Below are 23,246 nucleotides of genomic sequence, written 5' to 3' on the forward strand. Positions count from 1 at the left end.
GCGAAGGTCGTTTAAAGATTTTTATATTTACTCTTTGCCTTCCTTTGTCTCCTCAATTGTTACAATTAATTGTTTTCCCAATATTTTTACAGCCGATAAAGTCTCTTTATCAATTATCTCTCCGTCTTGGTTAATCTTTGACCTAATATATTGTATGAGCAATTGCAGTTGGTTTATATTTTTGGCTTCAATGACTTTAAGTACTTCCAAAAGCGCCTGATGACCAGATGTCCCATCAGTGGAGGCAGTAATTAAAAGCGTTGGCTTTCCTGAAAATTCCCCTGAACCTACCGTCCAATCAATCGCATTTTTTAAAGTGCCGGGAATACCATGAGCATATTCAGGCGTACAAATAATTACACCATCTGCTTGACTGATGAGTTCCCTGAAAATGGTAACTTGATTATCAATGTGTGCATCCTTAATATCTGGATTGAAATGAGGAATTTTTTCGATGCTATCAAATATGCTTAGCTCAATTTGGTCTGTAAATATCGTAGCAATCGCATGGAGCAATTTATGATTAGAAGAATTAACACGGGTACTGCCAGAAATGCCTAAAATTCTTTTTTTAATTTTCATTGATTGAATACGTTCTTAGATAAGTTATCATTTGATTAATAACAATTTTTAAGACATTTAATCCCGCAATTTCAAATTTTTTAATGCTTTATTTACTGTCTCGGCTATACGTTCTACCTTCGTTTCTTCTTTTTTAGCCGCATAAATCCAATCAATATAGCCTTGTTGTTCGCTTTCAGAAAATGAAAGAAAGTTCTTGAGTGCTTCGGGCTCATCTTCTAAACAAAGCATTAAATCTTTAGGCACATCAATAGGGTCATTATCCGCAAAGAGTGTAACATGAATCCAGTCGCCTTCTTGTTTACCTATTTTTTTCCTGATTTCAGCCCTTACAGGAAGAAATAGCTTTCCGTTTTTCATAGGCATCAATCGATAGTTTTTGATTTCAAAATCATCGATAGTTCCCTTTACTTTTACCCAACCGAACCATGCTTTTTTATCGGGTGGAATTTCTGAAATCACAGTAAAAGTCCAGCCTCCTTTCCCAGGAAACTTTTCTAGCAAATACTTTTTATCAACTAATGGCTTTTCCAAGGTTTGATGATTTGGTTTTAATAAATGATACTCGAAAGTTTTAGAAAATTAATTAAAATAACGGACTGAAAACTCACCCTAAAATAAAAAAAGAAGGCTTTAAAGTTTTGAATTAATTTAGAAAATAGCTAGGTTGCTTTTGTGATATTAGTAAAATTATTTAAATAATTCTATAAACATTTGAACCATTAATTAAACATGAAAAAAGTATTTGTTCTATCACTCTTAGTCTTTTTTAACTTTAGCTCTTTTGCTAATTTAGAATACATAGACCTACAGAAAATTAGTAATGAAAGTAAATGTGTAAATGCTTTTAACAGCCTTAAAGTTGGTTTGCCATATTATGAACAATGGAGTTCTGAATGGAAACATGACAAGCCTAAAAAAGAAGTTATTAATACGCTTCAAGAACATTATAAAACCTTCTCTTCGATAAGTACAAAGAATGAGGATTTATACCTTTTATTGGGTGAAATTGCTCATTTCCTTTATAATCTCGAGGATTCAGCTAGTCATCGATTAGCAGTTGTAAATTATAATCTAGCCATTGAACATCATCCAAAGAGTTTTCGTGGATATTGGTTTTTAGGATATCATTTTGCTCAATCTGCCAATATAGATTTAGCAATTGATAATTTATTAAAAGCCAAAGAATTACTGCCAGATGAACACAAACCTGTTGATTTTTGGGAAGAGTTTGGTGTGTCGATGGTATTTGCTAATATGCCATCACATGCAATTTCTGCAATGGATAGAGTAAAAGCTATTAGAGGAGAAATAGGATATTTTGAAACTTTATTGGGAGAGAGTGTAAGGAAAAAGATAATAGCGATGGATAATGATAAAATATATTTAAATAAGGAAATTTGGGAAGCTAGTGGTGATTCGGTAATGTCTTTTACTTCTAGACCGATGGGAGTTAAAATATTGGTTGATTCCAAATGGGGTTTAACTGTAACAGATTACAAGAATCATGGATGTGCATTTATAATGTCTCCACCCGAAATACTTAATAAAAAAGGTAAGAAAATTGGTTACAGCATTGCAATTATCATGAAAGTCGTCAAAGAAAATGATAAGCTTGAAGATTTTGTCAAGAACATGCTTGGAAAGGATAAACAGTCGAAGGTAAGCAAAATATCATTCTCGGATAAATATGATAATTTAATAGCTTATGAGGACCAGAATCCTAAGTTATATAAAAACTTAGGAGGAGCGCATATTTATGGCGTAGGGATAGAAAGAAATGCTCCTGAATACCCAGGACTCTTGTTAGAAAGGCCTAGTGTGATACCCAATGGAAAAGAAGGGACGATAACTTATTATTCCACCGCAAAAAGTAAGGATAGATTTAAGGGAAGAATATTTTATTTTTTTATGCTTGATAGTTGTGAGGATATACATGAGGAGTCTTTAGCTATTTTTAAAAATCTATTTGAAAAACTTACTGTAATTGAATAGTTTAATCTTTATAGCTAAGTAATTCACTATGAATGATTCAATCAAAACCGTTGATGCATTTTATCTTCAACAGGCTGAACCTATAAAATCATGTTTCCTTGCGCTACAAAAGATTATTTGTTCTCAAGACCCTGAGATAACTAACGTAATGAAATACGGTATGCCGTTTTTCTGCTATAAAGGGAAAATGTTTTGCTATCTCTGGATTCATAAAAAATACAAACAGCCGTATATTGGTTTTGTAGAAGGTAAAAGCATAGAACATCCTGCCCTTATGATTGAAAAACGGTCTAGAATGAAAATCATGTTGTTAGACCCAAATGAAGATTTACCCTTAGATACTATTGAAATGCTCTTAAAACAGCTATTAGCTCTGTATAGATAAATACAAAAATTCCCAAGACTTAATAAGTCTTGGGAATTTTTGCTTTATATAATGTTCTCCTAATCCTAAGCAGGTTGTAGTCTAGTAGTTACCGCAATTCTATTCCAAGCATTAATGCCAATAATTGCCACAATGATATTTGATAAATATTGTTCATCAAACAATTCTCTAGCTTTTTGATACGTAGCATCCGAAACGCCCGACTGGCTAATCAACGTAATTTCTTCTGTCAGTGCAAGGATTGCTTTTTCTTCTTCGGTAAATAACGTAGTTTCTTTCCATGCGTTTAGCAAATAAATACGCTGTTCGGTTTCACCATATTTTCGAGCATCTTTGGTATGCATATTAATACAGAAAGCACAGCCATTGATTTGCGAAGCCCTGATTTTAATCAACTCTTTGTGCGTATTCGTTAACGTGGTACCTTGTAAATACTTGTCTATCCCTAATAATGCTTTATAAGCCTCAGGCTCAGTTTGTAAAATGTTGATTCTATTGTCCATTTTTGTGTTGTTTTAAATATGGAACAAAGCTATTCAAGCCCAAACCGAAAAAAGATAAACTGGTTTAAGAAAAACATTTACAACCTATTTTTTCGTATTTCACTCAGGTATTCTGGCGTAAAGCCAAGGTATGATGCAAGCATATATTGCGGAATTCGTTGAATAAATTCAGGGAAAAGATTACTGAAATGATGGAAGCTTTCTACCTTAGAAAAATCATAGAGATACTTAATTCTAATCTGTGTGGCTGCATAAGCTTTTTCAATAATCAACCTAAAATACCTTTCTAATTGAGGAAGCTCTGTGAAAAGTTGTTCTCTCAGATGGTGTTCAACAACGTAAAGGACTGAATTCTCGACTGGCTGAATATAAAATTGCGAAGGACTTTGGGTATTAAAACTCATGAAATCTGTCATCCACCAATTTTCAATCGCAAACTGAGTAATCTGTTCAACGCCCTTGTCGTCTACAAAAAACAAACGCATACAGCCCTTTTCAACAAAATAGAGCGATTTGCAAATTTGTCCTTCTGTCAGCAAATTTGTTTTCTTTTTAACAGACAACGGCTTGATGTATTTCAGGAGTATTTGAATTTCATCTTCGTTGAGCGAAACGAATTTTAAAATATGTTTGACAAGATTAGGATACATATTAATATAAGTAATCAATATTATTTAAGTAACGTTTTTTTATAAATGACTGATAATTAAGTGTTTAAATGCTATAGAGACAGCAGGCAGTTCACCAATCACTACTTACCATTACTCTGCTGAAAATTCTTTAAGGCCTTCTATTTCTTTGAAAATCTTTATTTCCCAATTTCTTTGCTTATCAGGAATGGTGCCATAGCTAGTATCGAGTCCATATTCTACTTTTCTCTTAGCTAGGTCGTTCATAATTTGGGGATTGATGTCATCAATTTTTATTTTCCCTAATACCAATGCCTTTCTGTTATCGTAAACAAACTTACGGAATTGCCTGATATAGATTTCACTTAAATCAAACAATGTTTGTTGGTATCGCACAGATATTTCACTGTTATGAGTAGTATCTATCCAAGAAGCATTCTTGATAAAACAGTTGGTAATCTGCTTTTTGTAGTCTCTAGACAAGCTGAGAAAAGTACTAATTTTATAATCATAGCTGAATTGAGCTGAAGAAAAGGAATTAGTACTGTTGGCTACTTTTATTTGGAAATCATCAATGGTCAATCGCCTTTTTTGTGACCAGCAGACAAGATTAGGGTCATTATTAGATTTTTGTGCAAAAGAAGAGAAAGTATAAATAATGGTAAAGAATAACAAGTAATATTTCATAGTTCAAGCATTTGAGTGTTGTTTTTCTAGAAACGGCAAGATGCTAAGAATATTCTACATTCAATAAAGAGTAGATAAAATTTGATTTATCAATCTTTCCACCGATGTATTTACGTAAATGTTAAAACAAAATACTTCATAATACATTTATCAAGTTATAAAGCATTATCAGATGAATCAGCTAAAGTATATTGCCTTTTGTTTGTTTTTACTGCTGGCTTGTAGTTCAACAGAAGAAAAAATGTATGTGCCTCAGAATCCACCATCAGGTGGTCAACCAATTGTTGATGTGCCTGCTATCAATAAATCTTTTCTAGCGTTAGGTGATTCGTACACTATCGGAAAAAGCGTGCCTGAAAAAGACCGTTGGTCGGTGCTTTTGAATAATTTATTGTCGACTCAATATCAAATTACTCCACACGATATTATTGCCCAAACTGGGTGGACTACCCAAGAATTAATGCAAGGCATTGCGAAACGAAACCTTACGCAACAATATGATATGGTTTCGTTATTAATTGGTGTAAATAACCAATATCGTGGACTAAGCTTGGAACAATACCGTACTGAATTTCGTGAATTATTGAAAATAAGTGCCAATTTTGCCAAGAACGATTATCAAAGAGTAATGGTGCTTTCAATACCTGATTGGGGTGTTTCGCCCGCAGGACAAAATGCCGACAGAGTGAAAATAGGCAGAGAAATTGATGCTTTTAATGGTGTAGCAGAGGAGGAATGTAAAAAAGTAGGCGTAGCTTTTATTGATATTACCAGTATCAGCAGACAAAATACTGACGCTTCGATGTTTGCCAGTGATGGCTTACACTTTTCAGGGAAAATGCATCAGCTTTGGGCTATGAAAGCACAAAGTACGGCATTGAGCATCTTTAAAAAGTAACGATTAATGAGCTTTCAAAAATTCAGTACTTAATATCAAAGTTAACGCTATACCTGCTACTAAACTTGATAGAATGAGGTTCCAATCGTGTTTTTTTACCCTAAAAATATCTAATAATAAAGAGCTAACGATTAACGAAAGTAGTACAATCAATAGTTGTCCGATTTCTAAACCCAAATTAAAAGATAATAGGGGTTGCCAGATACTTTCTTCTTTTCCTAATAAGCTTCTCAGGTAATTTGAAAAGCCCATTCCATGGATTAAGCCAAAGAGCATTGCCATCGGATAACGTAGCACAGAAGATTTTTCTATTTGCGAAGGACGTTCAGCAGATTTATGGAATAAATTCAAAAAACAAGTAAGGAAAATGCTGACAGGAATTAAAAATTCAATCAAATCGGTACTATAAGTAATCAGTTGAAGGGTCGCCAAAGCTAAGGTAAGCGAGTGTCCAATGGTAAAAGCCGTTATTAAAATCGCCACTTTTTTTAAATCCTTCAGTCGAAAGATAGCACATAGCGCTATTACAAACAAAATATGGTCGTAGCCATTGATATCTGTAATGTGTTGAAAACCAAGCTTAAAAAATGTTTGAAAGTCTGACATGTTGATGATTATTTACCTGTGTGGCTAGATATTCACAAAAGTAAATATTTTAAATTGAATTTCATTTAAAATTACATCGGGGTACAACCTATTGATTCTGGTTGTAAATTGCGTGAAATTTTAAATCCATGAACACCAAAAACTACATAGCGCTGTTGCTGTTGGTATTGATTAGCGTAAAAACACTGCTCGTACCTGTAGTGTATTTGGATTTTGAATTAAGGAAGGATTACATCATCCAAAACCTTTGTGAAAACCGTTTAAAACCACAACTGAATTGTAATGGGCACTGTTATTTGGCCAAGAAACTTCAGAAAGTGGCAGAAGACAATGCTACCAAAGAAACACAAAAACAAGGGCAATCTATCAAGAAAATCTTGGAAGAAGTGTTTGATGCTGAGCCGCTTTTCACCTTAGAATGGGCTTTTGTAAATCCTCCTACAAAATCTATTTACACTTTTCTTACTGAAAACTCAGTAAGCGTTAGTTCTTCTCTTTTTCATCCTCCGATAGTCTAATCAGTTTTATTGTTTCGTTTTAATTTTTGAGGAGAAGTGTATTGTCTTCACAGTAATTCTTTTGCCTTGAAAATAAATAACGAACAAAATTCTATTTTCTTTCAAGTACTATCACTGTAATGTATTCCAAATACAGCTGTTAGCTTTTTTGTATGATTGCTTGCGTCAATCGTATTGGTTTTCTCGTACTCTATTACGAGAACCTTTTCTCAATGACTTTAGTATTGAGAAACAATACCTTAAAAGCCAACTAGACTATAAAATTAAAGATGAAAAACATATTCAATCTTATTATCGTCATTTTATTGACGATATCTTCAACCCTTGCACAAAACATTATAAAAGGTAAAATTTTTGATAATTCCACCAAAGAGCCTGTGGTAGGTGCTGCTGTAAAAGCACTGGGCACTCATGCAGGGGCTACTACTAATGTTAATGGAGAATTTTCCTTTAATGTTACTGAGCAAATCAATAAAATTAGTATTTCAAGCATTGGCTTTCAGACATTGGAAGTGGATTACAACGCCGAAAAAGCATTATCTATTTCGTTAGAACCTTCTGTAGAAAACCTCCAACAAGTAGTAGTAACGGCTAATCGTGAGGCTAGTCTGAGGACTCAAGCTCCAGTAGCGATTTCTAAATTATCATCAACATTAATCAACGATGCCAAACCTACTAGTATGTACGAAATCATCAACAAGACGCCGGGCGTTGTGATGATGAACTACAATAATGAACAACATGGCATGGGTATTCGTCAGCCAATGGGAACTTCTGCTTACTTTTTATATTTAGAAGACGGCGTACCGATTAGACCAATGGGGGTTTTTAACCATAATGCCATTATTGAAATGAACGTGTTTTCTGTTTCTTCGGTAGAAGTAGTAAAAGGGCCAGCATCGTCACTATATGGCCCAGAGGCAGTAGGCGGAGCAATTAATTTTATTACACAACGCCCGACGGCTGTGCCTACTGCACGTGTAGGTATCCAGTTTGATAATTATGGCTATAAAAGAGTACAATACGGAGCAGGAGCGACAGTCGGGAAATTTGGTTTATACTTAGGGGGCTACGTAGTCAAACAAGTAAATTCTTGGCAAGCGAGAAGTGATTTTGATAAAACTTCTTTCAATGCTCGTGCAGAGTATAAAATCTCTGACAAAACTCGCTTAGTGAGTACGTTGGCTTATAATGACTATTATTCACAAACAGGGGGTAGTGTAGACTCTATTGCATTTTATAAAAGAGAGTATTCTTCTACTGCCGATTTTACTTATAGAAAAGTATTGGCTACCCGTGCTAAAATTTCTTTAGAACATGCTTGGAATGCGAATGCAGAAACTACCGTTACGCCATATTATCGTAATAATTCAGTAGGACAAAATCCAAGTTACTCCATTAGATGGACAACGGGAGCAACCACCGCTAAAGGTGAAATCAATGATAATTCATTTACATCTTATGGCGTTTTGGCTCAGCATTCACAGAAATTCGATTTCTTAAAGGCTCGTTTGTTAGTAGGAGGTACTTACGATTATTCAACGAATCCATATCGTTCTTATACCATCGACTTGACAGCGCAGTTGCGTCCAGATGGAAAATCCGTCGAGAAGTATACGTTAGTGAAAGAAAATCCTGATGTTTTTGTAGCCAAATACGATGCAAAAATCTTTAATACAGGCTTGTTTTCTCAGTTTGATTTTGAACCTATTCAAAAACTAAGATTATCCTTAGGCCTTCGTTACGACCGCATGTCGTTCGACTATCTAAATTATTTAGATAACAATGCAACAGGTACAAAAGAGTATAGCCAAGTAACGCCTAAAATCGGGGCAACGTATGATTTAGGCAATGGAAAAGGTATTTATGCTAATTACTCACAAGGCTTCTCGCCTCCAGGCTTAACAGCCGTTTTTCGCAAAACACCTACTGGCAGTGCCAATCCATTTTATTATAACTTAACGCCTGCTTATTTTGATAACAAAGAAATAGGAGGGTGGGCATCGTTTTTAGATAACAAAATCTATATCGACGTTGCCTATTACGAAATGAATGGTAAGAATGAATTATTAAGTATTCGTCAGCCCGACAATTCAACTGATTATCAGTCTGCTGGAAAGACTTTGCACAAAGGTATCGAGTATGGCATTACATATAAGCCTAGTTCAGAATGGTTTATCCGTTTTGGCGGAACAAATGCTGTTCACCGTTTTATAGAATTTACGTTGAGTACAAAATCTTCTGATTTAGTGAAAGATGTAAATGGTAAAGATATGCCTTCTGCTCCTTCGTTTATTGCTAATTCAGAAATTACTTATAAACCTAAATGGGCAAAAGGATTAAGAACAGCGATTGAATGGCAACGTTTATCATCGTACTACCAAAACCAAACCAATACCGTAGTGTATAATGACAAAACAGCTTTCGGGCTTTCTGGCGTAAGCATTTTGAATTTCCGTGCTGGCTATCAATTTAAAGGCATTGAAGTGTTTACCAATATCATGAATCTGACGGATGAGTTATACGCAAATCAGGCTTCAAGAGGTAATAATGCTACTGACAGAACTACCTATACGCCCGCCGCTCCTCGTACTGTGGTGATTGGCTTGCAATACAATTTTTCTGGGAAATAATAATTGTGAGTGAATTATTGAGTGATTTGTGATTTAGTGAATGAGTGATTATATGAAAATTAATCATTAATGTACTCACTAACTCGCTCAATCACAGCTCACTAACTCACAACTCACTAATTCACTCACTAAAAACTACTAAATAATAAAAAATAGACATGACAAAAAATATTGGTGAAATAGCTGATGAGGCGGTTCAAAAAGAATCATCTTTCGGAGGATTAAAGAAAAAAATAAAACGAAATATATATCGTTGGCACAGAATCATCGGTTTGATTACGATGATTCCCGTAATTTTTTGGTGTATTTCAGGCATGATGCACCCTTTTATGTCGCATTGGTTTAAGGTAAAACTGGCACATGAGTATGTCAAGCCAGAGGCAGTAAATCAAGCACAAATAAAACTGTCTTTACAAGAAGTATTGAGCAAAAATAGCATCACGGAATTTAGAAATTTCCGTATTGTTAGTTTCAATAATCAGACATACTATCAAGTAAAAAGAGTGAGTAATCGTTTGGCATATTTCAATGCTACAACTGCTCAAATACTTGAAAATGGGGATAAAAAATATGCAGAATTTTTAGCACGCTATTTTACTGAAGATTACCAATCGAAAGTTACAAATATTGAAGAAATCACAGATTTTGACGACGAATATGCTTATGTCAATCGCCTCTTACCTGTTTGGAAAGTATCATTCGACCGTGCCGACGGGATGGATATTTATGTTGAAACCGAGCAAACGCGTTTAGCAAACTTCAACGAAAATCGTAGAAAAGCTTTTTTATGGGTTTTCAGAACATTTCATAACTGGGATTTCCTAGCAAAAATTACCAATAATACCCTTAGAATCTCAATCATGATAGGTCTACTTTCTATCATCATTATTTCAATGCTGAGTGGTTTGGTGATTTATGGCTTTATGTGGGGAAAATTTAAAAAGCCACGCAATGCCAACGATAAAGTAGGAATCTTGAGGAAATATCATCGCCAAATTGGGCTTTGGGTAGCCTTTGTCACTTTCACTTTTGCCTTTTCTGGAGCTTATCATGCTACTAGAAAATTAATACCAGACGAACGTATCAAGTATTTCTATCAACCCGTTATCAAAACGATAGATTTGCAAACGGCTACTTTGGCTTTGCCATTAGATTGGTCGAAAGTTGCTAATCTTGCTTTAGCCAAAATCGACGACAAACTGTATTATCAAGTATTTACAAAGTCGGAAGAAAAGGGAGATTGGAAAAAAGAGCAACAAGACAAAGCGGAGAAAATAGGCGAAAGCAAAAAGCCTGAGACAAAATCAAATATAGCTTATTATGACGTGCAAACAGCCAGTCTTTTACCCGATGGAATGATGTTGCATGCCAAAGCATTGGTAGCACATTTTATTGAACAAGGAAAATCTGGTGGCGACCCTACTTGTTGTGATTTAACCGTAAGCACAGACGAAGGCGATGACGAAGCATTACCAGCCATTGCTTCAACAGGATTCTTAACCAAATTTGATAAAGAATACGGGTTTGTGAACAAAAGGTTACCTGTAGTAAAATTAGCATTGGCGACGGATAATCATTTGACTTATTATGTAGAACCAGCCACTAGCAGATTAGCCGCAAGCATTGTTGATTCTGACAGAAGAGAAGGACTTTCATTTGGCGTATTACACAAATTCTTGTTTATGGATTGGGCAGGAAAAGACATTCGAGACATCGTGACAATTTTTTCAGCCCTTGGCGTTTTAGTAGTAAGTTTATTTGGCTTTGCTTTGTTTTTGAGGGTGAAGTAATTTAAGAATCTAAAGGAATAAGCATGAAAAATATTAAACGTTTTAATACATATCTGGTACTTTTTGCAATAATAACGATTGCTTGTTCTTGTAAAAATGATGAGGTGAATCCAGAAGATAAAAATGACATTGTTTTATCTTTTGAGAATCGTGTTGGCGATAAGGCTTTGGCGTTAGGAACAGGTGCTTATGTCAATAGTTTTGGGGAAGATTTTACGGTTACTACGTTGAACTACTTTATCTCTAATGTATCGTTCACGCAAGATAATGGCACAGTGGTTAAGATTCCTGATAGCTATTTTTTAATAAAACAATCGGATGCGAATTCTCTTAAAGCTGTCTTAAAAGACGTGCCTGTTGGAGATTATACAGCAATAAGTTTTATGGTAGGTGTAGATAGTAGCAAAAGTGTTTCTGACATTAGCCAACTTAAGGGTGTATTAGACCCTACATCTTATGGAGACGATGGGATGTATTGGGCTTGGAACTCTGGTTACATTTTCTTTAAACTTGAAGGCACGTCTTCAGTAGTGCCAAGCAATGCTACAGGAAAAAGACCTTTTCAATGGCATGTAGGTGGTTTTGGAGGATTTACGGCTAAAACTGTTAATAACCTCCGCAAAGTTACCTTACCACTTAGTAATGCTGTTACTGTTCGTAAGAATATAACTCCCCAAATACAGTTGGTAGTAGATATGTTGAAAGTATTTAATAGCACAACTCCCCTAAAACTAGCTGAAACTAACATGGTGCATAGTATTTCTGCGGCTACGCCTATTGCTGATAATTATCAAAAAATATTTAGTGTCGATTATGTTCACAATGATGCTAATTAATGCACAAAACTTCTACTTGTCGTTTGATAAATGAGTAGAAGTTTTTCAAATAGATTGACGATGAAAATACTATTTCCAAGCTTCGGTATCCTTCTCTTATTGATGGTTGTTATTGGTTGCTCTACCCAACAAATGATTGAGGTGCAACCAGAAAAGCTATTTTATGAACCAGAAAACTTTTCGAAACCAGTTTATAAATTAGAGAAAAATCCAATTACGAAAGAAGGTTTTGAATTAGGCAAAAGTCTCTTTTATGATGGGCTATTATCAAGAGATGGCTCAATTTCTTGTGGAGAATGTCACCGACAAGATTATGGATTTACACATCATTTGCATGATTTAAGTCATGGTATTGATAACCAGATAGGTCTAAGAAATTCGTCTTCCTTACAAAACTTAGCATGGGAAAAAACCTTTGGCTGGGATGGTGGCGTATTTGATTTAGATCTTTTTGCTATTTCGCCCATTGAAAATCCTGTTGAAATGGACGAAAAAACGGGGAATGTATTAGAGAAACTCAGAAAATCGGATAAATATCCCGTTATGTTTAAAAATGCCTTTGGCACGACTGAAATTACTTCTGAACGATTTTTAAAGGCACTTTCTCAATTTTTATTGTCTTTGGTTTCAGCCAATTCTCGCTATGATAAATATATCAGAAAAGAAGCAGGAACAGTATTTTCTGAAACTGAATTGGCAGGAATGGAATTGTTCAAACAAAAATGCTCCTCATGCCATACTGGCGAATTATTTAGTGATGGTAGCTTTAGAAATAACGGCTTACCTCCCACAGAACGCCAACAAGTAGTATATAGGATGGTAGATGGAGTAAAAACAGCTTTTTTTGAATTGGTAGTTGATGATGGAAGAATGAGGATAACAGAACTTCCCGGAGATAAAAATAAGTTTAAAGTGCCTAGTCTAAGAAATGTGGAGGCTACTAAGCCCTATATGCACGATGGGCGTTTTCAAACGTTAGACGAAGTACTAAATCACTATACCAAAACGGTAACAGCTACACAAAACCTAGACCCTTTGCTTAATCAAAATGGCAAATTGGGTATATCAATGACTGACACTGAAAAAACACAAATTATTGCTTTTTTGAGAACCTTGACTGACAGAACATTTTTAGAGGATAAACGATTTGCCCCACAATAATAGCATCGTTTATGAAAGTGCATATTCGATAATAGCCTGTACATGAATTTTTGTCGTATCAAATACTGGTACTTCAAAATCTTGCTGACTCAATATCATAGGGATTTCGGTACAGCCCAATATTATTCCTTCAGCCCCCCTTGTGATTAAATCGTTGGCAATCGCAAGATAGTTTTGCTTGGTAGCTGGGTTGATTATGCCTCTTCCCAATTCCTCTTTCAAGGTAAATTGAATATAGTCTCTATTTTCTTGTTTAGCAGGTACTAACACTTCTAAACCATACTCTGATAGTTTATCAAGGTAAAAGTCCATTTCCATGGTAAATTTTGTACCTAATAATCCAACTTTATTTAAACCTTGAAGCCTTATTTCCTTTGCAGTTGCTGTGCCGATATGGATAATAGGCAATCCTATTTGTATTTGAAGCTCGTCCGCAAATAAATGAGCAGTATTTGCACATAAAACAATTGCCTCTACGCCACTTCGCTTTAAACTTTGGCAAGCATTCAAAAAAAGCTCAAATGAATGTTCCCACGTTTTTTCTTGAATATCCCCAAAATTCAAAGAATAGATAATACACTCAGCGAAATTAAGTCCGCTTAGCTTTTCATTAATGCCTTCGTTTAAAAACTTGTAATAGTCCATCGTCGACACCCAACTTATTCCGCCTATCAGTCCAATTTTTTTCATATTATTATCACTAAAAAAAGGTTGTAATTTAAATTGATGACAAATCTTTTTACAAAAGTAATAAAGGCTTTACATTAATTACCGATTAAAATAAACTTGAAATAAATGGGTGAATACTGGTCAGTTTTTTGCCATTTATTTTAGATATTGTATTAAAAGCATCATTATCAGTTGAAAAGAAATGGTGATAGTAAAATATCATTATTGTATTGTAAAATCCTTATAATGAATCTGTTTATTATTTACAATAAGCGCTAGTATTTACGCTAACACATTAAAAAACTTCATCAAATATTCTATGAAATACAGACCTAAAAATAAGTATGTCTTTGGCGTATTGATGGCCATTTTAGTGTTGACTATTAATCAATTATTTATTCAATATTGGTTAAATCAGAAAAATGAAGATTCAAGAATAATTAATCTGTCGGGTAGACAACGGATGTTAAGTCAAAAAATAAATCTTGAATATTTTCAATTGTTAAATCAGGAAGTAAGTTATAATGAACTGATACAAACATTTAAAAATTGGCAAGCAGTTCATTTTGCCCTGTTGAATGGAAATAAAGCATTGTCCGTGCATCCACTTACTAATGGAGATACCAGAAAAATATTAATCGGGCTTTCTAAAAATATTGACTATATCCATCAGATTTTAAATGAAAAACCTGCTATAGACTTAAATATTATTCAAAAAATCAGCAAAAATCAAGCTGATTTTTTAGTGCAAATGGATGAGGTCGTGAAAAGTTTGGAAGAAGATTCGGATAGAAAATTGAGGTTTATTGTCATTATCGAAATTACTTTAGCCATCCTTTCTATTTTTATTATTGCCGCCGAAGTAATTTATGTGTATCAACCCATCGAAAAACAATTGCTTAAAACAATTGATGAACTTGAAAATTCAGAAAGTAAATTATTAGCCATTTTAGATAGCTCAACCGATATCAATATTTTTATTAGTCCAGACCTAAAAGTGCTTAATTTCAATAAATCGGCAGAAGAAAATGTTTTACTCTTGCATCAACAACAATTAAAAGTTGGCGAAGATTTTACCCCATTTATTACTTCAAGTACTTACGAATCCTTCTATGATGCTTTTGGAGAAGCCTTGCATGGTGAAATTACCATCACCGAAACAGAATTAACATTCAACGGGAAAAAGATTTGGTTTAAAATCAGGTTCTTTCCTGTATACGATGCTCATTCAAAAATCATGGGCGTAACCTTTAATGCTACCAGTATAGACGAAAGAAAAAAAGCAGAAATCAAGGTAAATGAACAATTGAACATCCTAAAAGAAATTGCTTGGGAACAATCTCATTTAGTGAGAAGTCCGCTCGTGAATATTTTGGGAATTTCCACATTGCTGACAGACAAAGAATATCAGATAACCGAGGAAGAGCAACAACTCTTTTTGACCCAACTAGGCGACGAAGCCAACCGATTAGATGTTATCATCAAAGACATCGTTCATAAAACATATTATGTTTATCATGAATAACTCATCTTTTTGAGGAGTGAAAAAATATTTTAAAAAATAATATCCTTTTCCAACCTTCTCTTTTTAATTACCGTCTATAGTTAAAATACTACTATTTCATCAAAAAAAATGATGATAGCAGTACAAGTGTTTTTATTTTTGTCGGATTACAATAATGTTTATCCTCTTAATCTTATCATTCAACTTATCATGAAAAAGTATTCTTTTTTATCAGTGGCGATGCTTGCATTTGCCTTAATTTTTAGTTCCTGTCAACAAAAAGAATTAGAAATTGTCTCTAAACCAGACCCGAACAATCCTACTGTTCCAAACCCAACTAACCCTTCCGATAGCCTTTTCTCAGTAAATATCAATGCTAAAATGGAAGTTGGTGCTATTGCTTATGATAGTACATCAGCCAACATCATTGTTACCTCTTGGGATAAAAATAATGTAGCCTATGAAAGAGAAGTAGCAATAGGAGCGGGCAAAAGCAAAGTTTATCTAACGAAAGCCCATCAGAAATTCAGATTTAAATTTTTGAAATGGGGTATTAGCAACGAGTTGACGTTTACAAAAGAGGAACTCAAAGAAGGAGATGTGATTAACTTTGGAGGAAAAGCTACTAAAAAGCAATTAACCTCAGAAGAGAGTTCAATGGAAGCAGCGGGCGTAACTAAACCTTATTCAAAAACAAATTATTCGTATTATGCAACAGGCTTAGTAAAACAAATTGACTATTATCAAGCTGATGCTACAACATCTGTTTTAAGGTTTACATTCAAAACTGTCTATAGCTATGATGATAATGGTTTGTTAACTAAAGTTGAGTATTTTGATGCTTCTAATAAATCATTTGGCACGTCAATATTGACTTATAATACCAATGGCAAAGTTGCTACCATCAAAGAAAAGAAATACGACCAAACGGTAATGGCTAATTTCAAATACAACTTATTTAATGGTGTTGAAAATATAACAGCTGAATATGCTTTTGATAATGGTGCTAAAATGAGCTATGCGATAAAGTATAAAAACGGAAACATCGTTGAGGATATCGCCAACGGTAGTACTGGCGGTAGCGAAAGTGGAAAATATGAGTATGATTCAAATATTAACCCTTATGCTCAGATGAACTTATACAGCTTGTTTTTGACGAACCTTTCTAAGAATAATAATATTAAGGAAGATAAAGCTTTCTCAGGAAGCATTCCGTCAAATATTCCTTACAAGTTTGAATACAAGTACGATGCCAATGGATATCCTACCGAGTTTGAAAAGAGTTTCAAAACATACACAAGTAATAATCATTTATTCAAAATAAAAACGGTGTATAATTACTAATTGTAATAATGATTTAGGAAGCCTTCGTGATAAACGAGGGCTTCTTTGTTTGTAGCCTATTGAGTATTGAAATCCCTACAAAACTGAATTTAAGCCCCACAGGATACAATCTTAGCGAAAACTCAATGAGCGACTGAAATTTATCAGGCATAATTTGTAACTTCAATTTTCATCAAATACTAAAATCAAATTTTCATCCATATGAAAAAAATTACTTTTATCGTATTAACACTTCTCGGTTTTCAAGTTTCGGCTCAGAAGATTGTTCAGCGCGACCCCATGATTGAACAATTGGTTTCAGAAGTAAATGCTGATAGCCTAAAAGCCCATATTAATAAGTTAGTAAGCTTTGGCACACGCCATACGCTAAGTACTACTACCGAACCTAAAAGGGGGATTGGTGCTGCCAGAAATTGGGTGTTAAGTCGTTTTCAAGAATTTGCCAAACAATCTGAAGGTAGAATGACGGCCAAAATAGATTCATGGGTGTTGAAACCAGACGGAAAGCGAGTGGATAAAGACCAAGACATGGGCAATGTAATGGGAATACTAAAAGGAACTGACCCAAATGATGACCGTATTTTCTTAGTTTCTGGGCATATCGATAGTAGAGTAACCAATGTAATGAACCGTGAATCGGATGCACCTGGAGCGAATGATGATGGCTCAGGAACAGCGACAGTAATAGAATTGGCAAGGGTGATGTCTAAAGCTAAATTCTCTGCCACAGTAATTTTTCTGGTAGTAAGTGGGGAAGAACAAGGACTTTTGGGTGCAGACTATCTATCACAAAAAGCCTTTGATGAAAAATGGAATATTGAAGGCATGATGAACAATGATATTGTGGGCTCGAATAATAGTAGCGATACCAGAATTATTGATAACACACGTGTAAGGATTTTTAGTGAAGGCCTACCTGCTTTTGAGATAGATAAAAAAGCAACAAGCATCCGTAATATGGGGCAAGAAAACGACGGGAAGGCTCGACAGTTGGCTCGGTATGCAAAGGAAGTAGGTGAACGTTATGTTGACAATTTAGAGGTGGTAATGGTATATCGTAATGATAGATTTTTACGTGGAGGAGACCATACTCCATTTGTTAACCGTGGTTTCCCTGCGGTAAGAGTAACGGAGATGAACGAAAATTTTGAACACCAACACCAAGATTTAAGAACGGACAAAGGTATTCAGTATGGAGATTTCCCAGAGTTCATGGATTTTGAATATCTCAGAAAAAACACGGCGATGAACTTGGCTACGCTATCGAATTTAGCGAAAGCACCAGCGATGGTTCAAAACTTGACGATAGATACTAAAAACTTGACCAACTCAACGACGCTGTTTTGGCAGACACCCAAAACAGGCAAAGTAAAAGGGTATTATGTATTGATTCGGGAGACTTATCAGCCTTTCTGGCAAAAGAAAATCTTTACTACTAAAAATGGTATCAATTTGCCTTATTCGAAAGACCACTATTTCTTTGCTGTACAAGCAGTAGGAGAGGATGGAAACGAAAGCTTACCACTTTTGCCGAAAGTAGGCATGTAGACTTTATTGATTAGTCGTCTAATGATTGAAGATGGGTAATTCCTTCCTCAAAATCAGATATTACCTCAAAGTAGCTCGTTTTTGAACTTTTCAGCGCTCCAAAATTATATGGAATAGTTTTTTATAAACTATAGCTATATAAATTAATGGAACTCATGGAAAATCAACAAAAACACGGTACTAAGAAAAAGGAGGTTCTTTCAAAAGTTGAAAAGAATGGAGGAGAAAAGCCCAACAAAGTAATTGTTGAGGAAGAAGAAAAAACATGGGATGGCCCTCTAGGAGAAGCCGTGCGCCATGCCAATTCCGCTCAGATATATGCTGTGCCTAAGGCTATACCCAGAACTGAGACCATCGAAACTGGTAATCAAAAGCCTTTAAGTAATCCTGATGAAGCTAGGCCACAAACACAAAAGCCAACCGTTATTCAACAGCCTGTTGCTAATGATGATGAAGAGCCTAGTTCTGAAGACCTTAAGAAACAAAGTATCAAGCATTCAGAAGATACTAATGTAAGCGACAAGCGTGGCTACAATGAATTAAAGACTAAAAAAGAATGATTGATTAAGCGTATTAATCATTCTAAATAGATAGTGAGCAATAGTTTTATTGCTCACTATTTAATTATTCCATGAAAAAACATTGATTTTTAGGATAATTATTAAACCTTTCAAAGATTCAATGTAATTTCAAGGGATAATTTTAAAATTTATGCCAATCATTAAACACGCTGATTATCAAGCTCCTTTTTGGCTACCGAATGGTCACTCACAGACTATTTTCCCTTCAGTTTTTCGTAAAATTAAAACTGTAAATTATCTGCGTGAAAGAATTATTACTCCTGACAACGATTTCTTGGATTTAGATTGGGCTAAGGCTCATCTGAAAAATGGTACAACAGACAAGGCTAGTAAAAAACTTGTTGTGTTATCGCATGGTTTAGAAGGCGATTCTAACAGACAATACATTACTGGAATGGTACAAATCTTTACAGAAAATGGATTTGATTGCCTAGCATGGAATTTCAGAAGTTGCTCGGGAGAGCTCAATAAAACTACTAGATTTTATCACAGTGGTGCTACTGATGACCTTGATTTAGTAATAAAATGTGCTATTCAGAAAGGCTACGAAGATATTTATTTAATAGGATTTAGTTTAGGAGGGAATCTTACCCTGAAATATTTAGGCGAACAAGCAGAAAAACTGTCTTCAAAAATCAAAAAAGCAGTTACATTTTCTGTACCTTTGCACCTCTCAAGCAGTAGTCAGACAATCGGATGGCTTTATACCAGACGATTTAATGATTCCTTGAAAAAGAAAATCTTGGAAAAGGCAAAACTTTTTCCAGATCAAATACAAACTTCTAACATCTCGAAAATCAAAACATTAAAAGATTTCGATGATTGTTACACTTCACAACTACATGGTTTCCAAGACGCAGAAGACTATTACGAGCGTAATAGTTCCTTGTACTTCTTGGACAAAATCCAGATTCCAACATTAATTATTAATGCTCAGAATGACCCTTTTTTATCAAAGGCATGTTTCCCTTTTGAAAAGGCTAATTCTTTAGAACAAGTATTTTTCCAAGCCCCCAAAGACGGTGGGCATTGTGGATTTTATCAAGATAATTACCAAGGAACCTTATGGTCTGAAAAAAGAGCTTTAGAGTGGATAAGTAATAATTAGATTTAAAACAATCAAGATAAACTGCCCAAAATCGGTAGTTAAGGACAATATGATTACCAAAACAGTCGAACAAAAAATAAATTACGTCATTGATTTTGACAGTACCTTCACAAAAGTGGAAGGATTAGATGAATTAGCTGCAATTGCTTTGACTGGTCATAAAGACCAAGATAAAATTGTAGGAGAAATCAAAGCCATTACTGATAAAGGTATGCTTGGAGAAATGGGTTTTGCTGACTCCCTTAAAGCGAGAATAAACCTTTTGCCAGCAAATAGTGACCATGTGGCTACTTTAATTGAATTTTTGAGCGGAAAAATCTCCGAATCATTCCTCAGAAATGAAACTTTTATTCGTGAAAACGCTGCTAATATTTATATTGTCTCTTCAGGATTCAAGGATTTTATCGTTCCAGTAGCTACTCAAATAGGCATTTTAGCGGAGAATGTATATGCTAATACCTTCACTTACGATGCTGATGGAAACATTACGGGCTATGATGGTACAAACCTTTTATCGCAAGATAAAGGCAAAGTAAAGTTGTTAGAAGACTTGAAATTAGAAGGAGAGATTTATGCAATCGGCGATGGTTATACAGACTACGAAATGCGTGAAGCTGGCTTTGCTTCTAAATTTTTCGCTTTTACTGAAAACGTAGAACGCCAAAAAGTGACTGATAAAGCGGATGAAGTGGTAGCATCTTTTGATGAGTTTTTATATATCAATGGTCTTACGCGCTCACAATCTTATCCAAAATCTAAAATCAAAGTACTTTTACTAGAAAACGTACACCCGAAGGCTGTTGAGGCTTTTAAAATTGAAGGGTTTCAGGTAGAATTATTGAAAGGTGCTTTAGATGAAGATGAATTAATCGAGAAAATCAAAGGTGTTTCTATTTTAGGCTTACGTTCTAAAACTAACTTGACAAAAAGAGTTTTAGAACACCCTAATGCTAGTCGTTTAATGACAGTTGGTGCTTTTTGTATTGGAACAAACCAAATTAATTTGGACGAATGCGAACGCCGTGGTATTGCAGTATTCAATGCTCCCTACTCAAATACTCGTTCGGTAGTAGAAATGGCTATTGGTGAAATGATTATCCTTACCCGTGATTTGTTGACAAAATCAAACAAAATGCACGAAGGTATTTGGGATAAATCTGCTAAAAATTCTTATGAAATCAGAGGTAAAAAATTAGGCTTAGTAGGTTATGGAAGTATCGGTACTCAGCTTTCTGTTATTGCAGAAGCAATGGGTATGCAAGTATATTTCTACGATGCCGTTGATAAATTGGCTTTAGGAAATGCTAAAAAATGCAAGACTTTAGAAGAGCTTTTAAATATTTCTGATTTTATTTCAATGCATGTGGATGGTCGCAAAACAAATGCGAACATTATAGGCGAGAAGGAATTTGAAATGATGAAAGATAATGTAATTTTTATCAACCTTTCTCGTGGACACGTCGTAGAAATTCCTGCTTTAGTAAATGCGTTAAAATCTGGAAAAGTTTGGGGTGCAGCAGTGGACGTTTTCCCTTATGAACCAAAAACTAACGACGAAGCATTTATCAATGAATTGCGAGGTTTGCCAAGAGTAATTCTGACACCGCACGTTGGAGGTTCAACAGAAGAAGCACAAGCTAACATCGGTGAGTTTGTACCGAGTAAGTTATTACAATTTATGAACAACGGAAGTACGTATGGTTCTGTAAACTTCCCAGAGTTGCAATTACCAGCGTTAGAAAATGCACACCGTTTGTTACATATTCACCAAAATGTACCGGGTATTTTGGCGAAAATCAACAATATTTTTGCTAAATACAATGTCAATATACAAGGACAATATCTGAAAACTACCACCGAAATCGGTTATGTAATTACAGATATTTCAAAAGAATATGCCGACGAAATTGTTGAAGAATTAAAAGGAATTGACAACACGATTAAGTTTAGAATGTTGTATTAATTAAGCTATAACGAAAAGGTAGTTTTAAAAGAACTACCTTTTTTGTATTCATAGGCTTAGGGCTAATGCCTCCTCATAATTCGGTTTGGTCAAACAAAAGATAATTTCGTATTTTTACAAAGCAAATCACGTAGAAAAGCATCGATGAGAAAAACATACTTTACCCCCGGCCCAGCCGAATTATTCCCTACTGTTGAACAACATTATAAAGATGCCTTTGACCTTCAATTAGGGTCGATTTCACATCGCTCTGCTCAATTTCGTAGTATTTATCAGCATACGGTTGAACAGTTGCGTATTTTGATAAATATTCCTGAATCAAATGGAATCTTCTTTACGGGTTCAGCTACCGAAATTTGGGAAAGAGTTATTCAAAACACGGTTGAACATGAAAGCTTCCATTTAGTAAATGGTTCGTTTTCAAAGAAGTTTTTCGATTTCTCGAAAGAATTAAATAAGTATGCTCATAAGCATGAAAAACCTTTTGGTGAAGGGTTTGATTATTCGGAAATTACTGTTCCTGAATATGCTGAATTAATCTGCACTACTGCTAACGAAACAGCTTCGGGAGTACAAATGCGTCCAGCCGAAATTCATAAATTGAAGCGTGCTAACAAGGATAAATTTTTGGCGGTAGATATGGTTTCTTCGGCGCCTTATCCTGACCTAGATTTTAATATTATTGATACTGCTCTATTTTCGGTACAGAAATCATTCGGAATGCCCGCTGGTTTGGGCTGTTGGATTGTCAATCCTGCGTTGCTTGAAAAGGCTAACCGTATGAAAACGCATGAAAATCAAATCGGTACTTATCATAGTTTACCTTCTCTATTCAAGAATTTTGAGAAATTTGAAACACCTGAAACGCCTAATGTGATGGCGATTTATGTGTTGGGGAAAGTAGCAGAAGATATGAATAAGATTGGTATCGAAACCATCAGAAAAGAGACTGAGAAGAAAGCTAAGCTATTGTATAGTTTTGCAGAAAAAGCGGAGAACTTAGAAGTTTTCGTTAAAAATCCAGAACATCGCTCACAGACGGTCATCGTAGTAAATGTAAAAGGGAAGTCTGCGGCTGATATTATTAAAGAAGTACAAGCGGAGGCTAATTTTGTGATAGGTGCAGGGTATGGAGATTTCAAAGCTTCTCAATTAAGAATTGCCAATTTTGCGGCAGTGAATATTGGACAAGTAGAAGCCCTCATTGAAGTGATGAAAACTAAAGTATAGCATGATAAAGTCTTTGAATATATTCAAAGACTTTATTCTTTTTATAGACCTTCTTTTTGAGTAAGACATTTTTATA

Annotated in this window: 22 protein-coding genes; 15 read left to right on the plus strand and 7 right to left on the minus strand. The window is 34.9% G+C overall.

Annotation, left to right across the window (positions count from 1 at the left end):
* Window positions 1-27 precede the first annotated feature (27 nt).
* Window positions 28-582, minus strand: coding sequence for an NADPH-dependent FMN reductase (locus AC1RNE_RS16245; protein WP_492802241.1), 555 nt, complete (start codon window positions 580-582; stop codon window positions 28-30).
* A 57-nt stretch (window positions 583-639) separates the two neighbouring features.
* Complete coding sequence (locus AC1RNE_RS16250) at window positions 640-1,116, minus strand: YdeI/OmpD-associated family protein (RefSeq protein WP_492802243.1); 477 nt, start codon at window positions 1,114-1,116, stop codon at window positions 640-642.
* 198 nt (window positions 1,117-1,314) lie between these two features.
* Between AC1RNE_RS16250 and AC1RNE_RS16255 the strand changes: the two genes are divergently transcribed.
* Both AC1RNE_RS16255 and AC1RNE_RS16260 read left to right on the plus strand, forming a co-directional pair.
* On the plus strand, window positions 1,315-2,577 hold the full coding sequence (locus tag AC1RNE_RS16255; RefSeq protein WP_492802245.1) for a tetratricopeptide repeat protein: 1,263 nt from the start codon (window positions 1,315-1,317) through the stop codon (window positions 2,575-2,577).
* Between the two features lie 28 nt (window positions 2,578-2,605).
* Complete coding sequence (locus AC1RNE_RS16260; protein ID WP_492802247.1) at window positions 2,606-2,962, plus strand: DUF1801 domain-containing protein; 357 nt, start codon at window positions 2,606-2,608, stop codon at window positions 2,960-2,962.
* 65 nt (window positions 2,963-3,027) lie between these two features.
* Here the strand turns inward: AC1RNE_RS16260 and AC1RNE_RS16265 are convergent, their stop codons facing one another.
* The 3 genes from AC1RNE_RS16265 to AC1RNE_RS16275 form a co-directional block, all read right to left on the minus strand.
* Complete coding sequence (locus AC1RNE_RS16265; protein WP_492802249.1) at window positions 3,028-3,465, minus strand: carboxymuconolactone decarboxylase family protein; 438 nt, start codon at window positions 3,463-3,465, stop codon at window positions 3,028-3,030.
* A 77-nt stretch (window positions 3,466-3,542) separates the two neighbouring features.
* Window positions 3,543-4,115, minus strand: a complete 573-nt coding sequence (locus AC1RNE_RS16270) for a Crp/Fnr family transcriptional regulator (RefSeq protein ID WP_492802251.1) — start codon at window positions 4,113-4,115, stop codon at window positions 3,543-3,545.
* Window positions 4,116-4,226: 111 nt separating this feature from the next.
* Entirely contained in the window at window positions 4,227-4,781 is a 555-nt protein-coding gene (locus AC1RNE_RS16275; protein ID WP_492802253.1) for a hypothetical protein, read from the minus strand.
* 172 nt (window positions 4,782-4,953) lie between these two features.
* Between AC1RNE_RS16275 and AC1RNE_RS16280 the strand changes: the two genes are divergently transcribed.
* On the plus strand, window positions 4,954-5,679 hold the full coding sequence (locus tag AC1RNE_RS16280; protein ID WP_492802255.1) for an SGNH/GDSL hydrolase family protein: 726 nt from the start codon (window positions 4,954-4,956) through the stop codon (window positions 5,677-5,679).
* Between the two features lie 3 nt (window positions 5,680-5,682).
* Here the strand turns inward: AC1RNE_RS16280 and AC1RNE_RS16285 are convergent, their stop codons facing one another.
* On the minus strand, window positions 5,683-6,285 hold the full coding sequence (locus tag AC1RNE_RS16285; RefSeq protein ID WP_492802257.1) for a HupE/UreJ family protein: 603 nt from the start codon (window positions 6,283-6,285) through the stop codon (window positions 5,683-5,685).
* A 128-nt stretch (window positions 6,286-6,413) separates the two neighbouring features.
* Between AC1RNE_RS16285 and AC1RNE_RS16290 the strand changes: the two genes are divergently transcribed.
* From AC1RNE_RS16290 to AC1RNE_RS16310, 5 genes are all read left to right on the plus strand, one after another.
* Window positions 6,414-6,803, plus strand: coding sequence for a hypothetical protein (locus AC1RNE_RS16290; RefSeq protein ID WP_492802259.1), 390 nt, complete (start codon window positions 6,414-6,416; stop codon window positions 6,801-6,803).
* Window positions 6,804-7,072: 269 nt separating this feature from the next.
* The gene (locus tag AC1RNE_RS16295) at window positions 7,073-9,436 is read left to right on the plus strand and encodes a TonB-dependent receptor domain-containing protein (RefSeq protein ID WP_492802261.1); all 2,364 of its coding nucleotides are present in this window, start codon (window positions 7,073-7,075) and stop codon (window positions 9,434-9,436) included.
* 158 nt (window positions 9,437-9,594) lie between these two features.
* The gene (locus AC1RNE_RS16300) at window positions 9,595-11,226 is read left to right on the plus strand and encodes a PepSY domain-containing protein (RefSeq protein WP_492802263.1); all 1,632 of its coding nucleotides are present in this window, start codon (window positions 9,595-9,597) and stop codon (window positions 11,224-11,226) included.
* A 23-nt stretch (window positions 11,227-11,249) separates the two neighbouring features.
* Entirely contained in the window at window positions 11,250-12,062 is an 813-nt protein-coding gene (locus AC1RNE_RS16305) for an MbnP family protein (RefSeq protein ID WP_492802265.1), read from the plus strand.
* Between the two features lie 60 nt (window positions 12,063-12,122).
* Window positions 12,123-13,223, plus strand: coding sequence for a cytochrome-c peroxidase (locus tag AC1RNE_RS16310; RefSeq protein ID WP_492802266.1), 1,101 nt, complete (start codon window positions 12,123-12,125; stop codon window positions 13,221-13,223).
* 9 nt (window positions 13,224-13,232) lie between these two features.
* Here AC1RNE_RS16310 and AC1RNE_RS16315 read toward each other — a convergent pair whose 3' ends face one another.
* Window positions 13,233-13,913 (minus strand): aspartate/glutamate racemase family protein, encoded by a 681-nt coding sequence (locus AC1RNE_RS16315; protein WP_492802268.1) that lies wholly within the window; start codon window positions 13,911-13,913, stop codon window positions 13,233-13,235.
* 298 nt (window positions 13,914-14,211) lie between these two features.
* On the opposite strand from AC1RNE_RS16315, the gene AC1RNE_RS16320 reads away from it, so the two are divergent.
* From AC1RNE_RS16320 to AC1RNE_RS16350, 7 genes are all read left to right on the plus strand, one after another.
* Complete coding sequence (locus AC1RNE_RS16320) at window positions 14,212-15,417, plus strand: type IV pili methyl-accepting chemotaxis transducer N-terminal domain-containing protein (protein ID WP_492802269.1); 1,206 nt, start codon at window positions 14,212-14,214, stop codon at window positions 15,415-15,417.
* A gap of 189 nt (window positions 15,418-15,606) precedes the next feature.
* Complete coding sequence (locus tag AC1RNE_RS16325) at window positions 15,607-16,740, plus strand: hypothetical protein (protein WP_492802271.1); 1,134 nt, start codon at window positions 15,607-15,609, stop codon at window positions 16,738-16,740.
* A 201-nt stretch (window positions 16,741-16,941) separates the two neighbouring features.
* Entirely contained in the window at window positions 16,942-18,288 is a 1,347-nt protein-coding gene (locus tag AC1RNE_RS16330; protein ID WP_492802272.1) for a M28 family peptidase, read from the plus strand.
* A gap of 155 nt (window positions 18,289-18,443) precedes the next feature.
* On the plus strand, window positions 18,444-18,848 hold the full coding sequence (locus AC1RNE_RS16335; RefSeq protein ID WP_492802273.1) for a hypothetical protein: 405 nt from the start codon (window positions 18,444-18,446) through the stop codon (window positions 18,846-18,848).
* Between the two features lie 151 nt (window positions 18,849-18,999).
* Window positions 19,000-19,977 (plus strand): YheT family hydrolase, encoded by a 978-nt coding sequence (locus tag AC1RNE_RS16340; RefSeq protein WP_492802274.1) that lies wholly within the window; start codon window positions 19,000-19,002, stop codon window positions 19,975-19,977.
* Between the two features lie 49 nt (window positions 19,978-20,026).
* Window positions 20,027-21,940, plus strand: a complete 1,914-nt coding sequence (gene serA, locus AC1RNE_RS16345) for a phosphoglycerate dehydrogenase (protein ID WP_492802275.1) — start codon at window positions 20,027-20,029, stop codon at window positions 21,938-21,940.
* Between the two features lie 144 nt (window positions 21,941-22,084).
* Entirely contained in the window at window positions 22,085-23,170 is a 1,086-nt protein-coding gene (locus AC1RNE_RS16350) for an aminotransferase class V-fold PLP-dependent enzyme (RefSeq protein WP_492802276.1), read from the plus strand.
* Window positions 23,171-23,246 lie beyond the last annotated feature (76 nt).

It is taken from the genome of Arcicella sp. GW822-FHT02H01, from assembly GCF_058802005.1.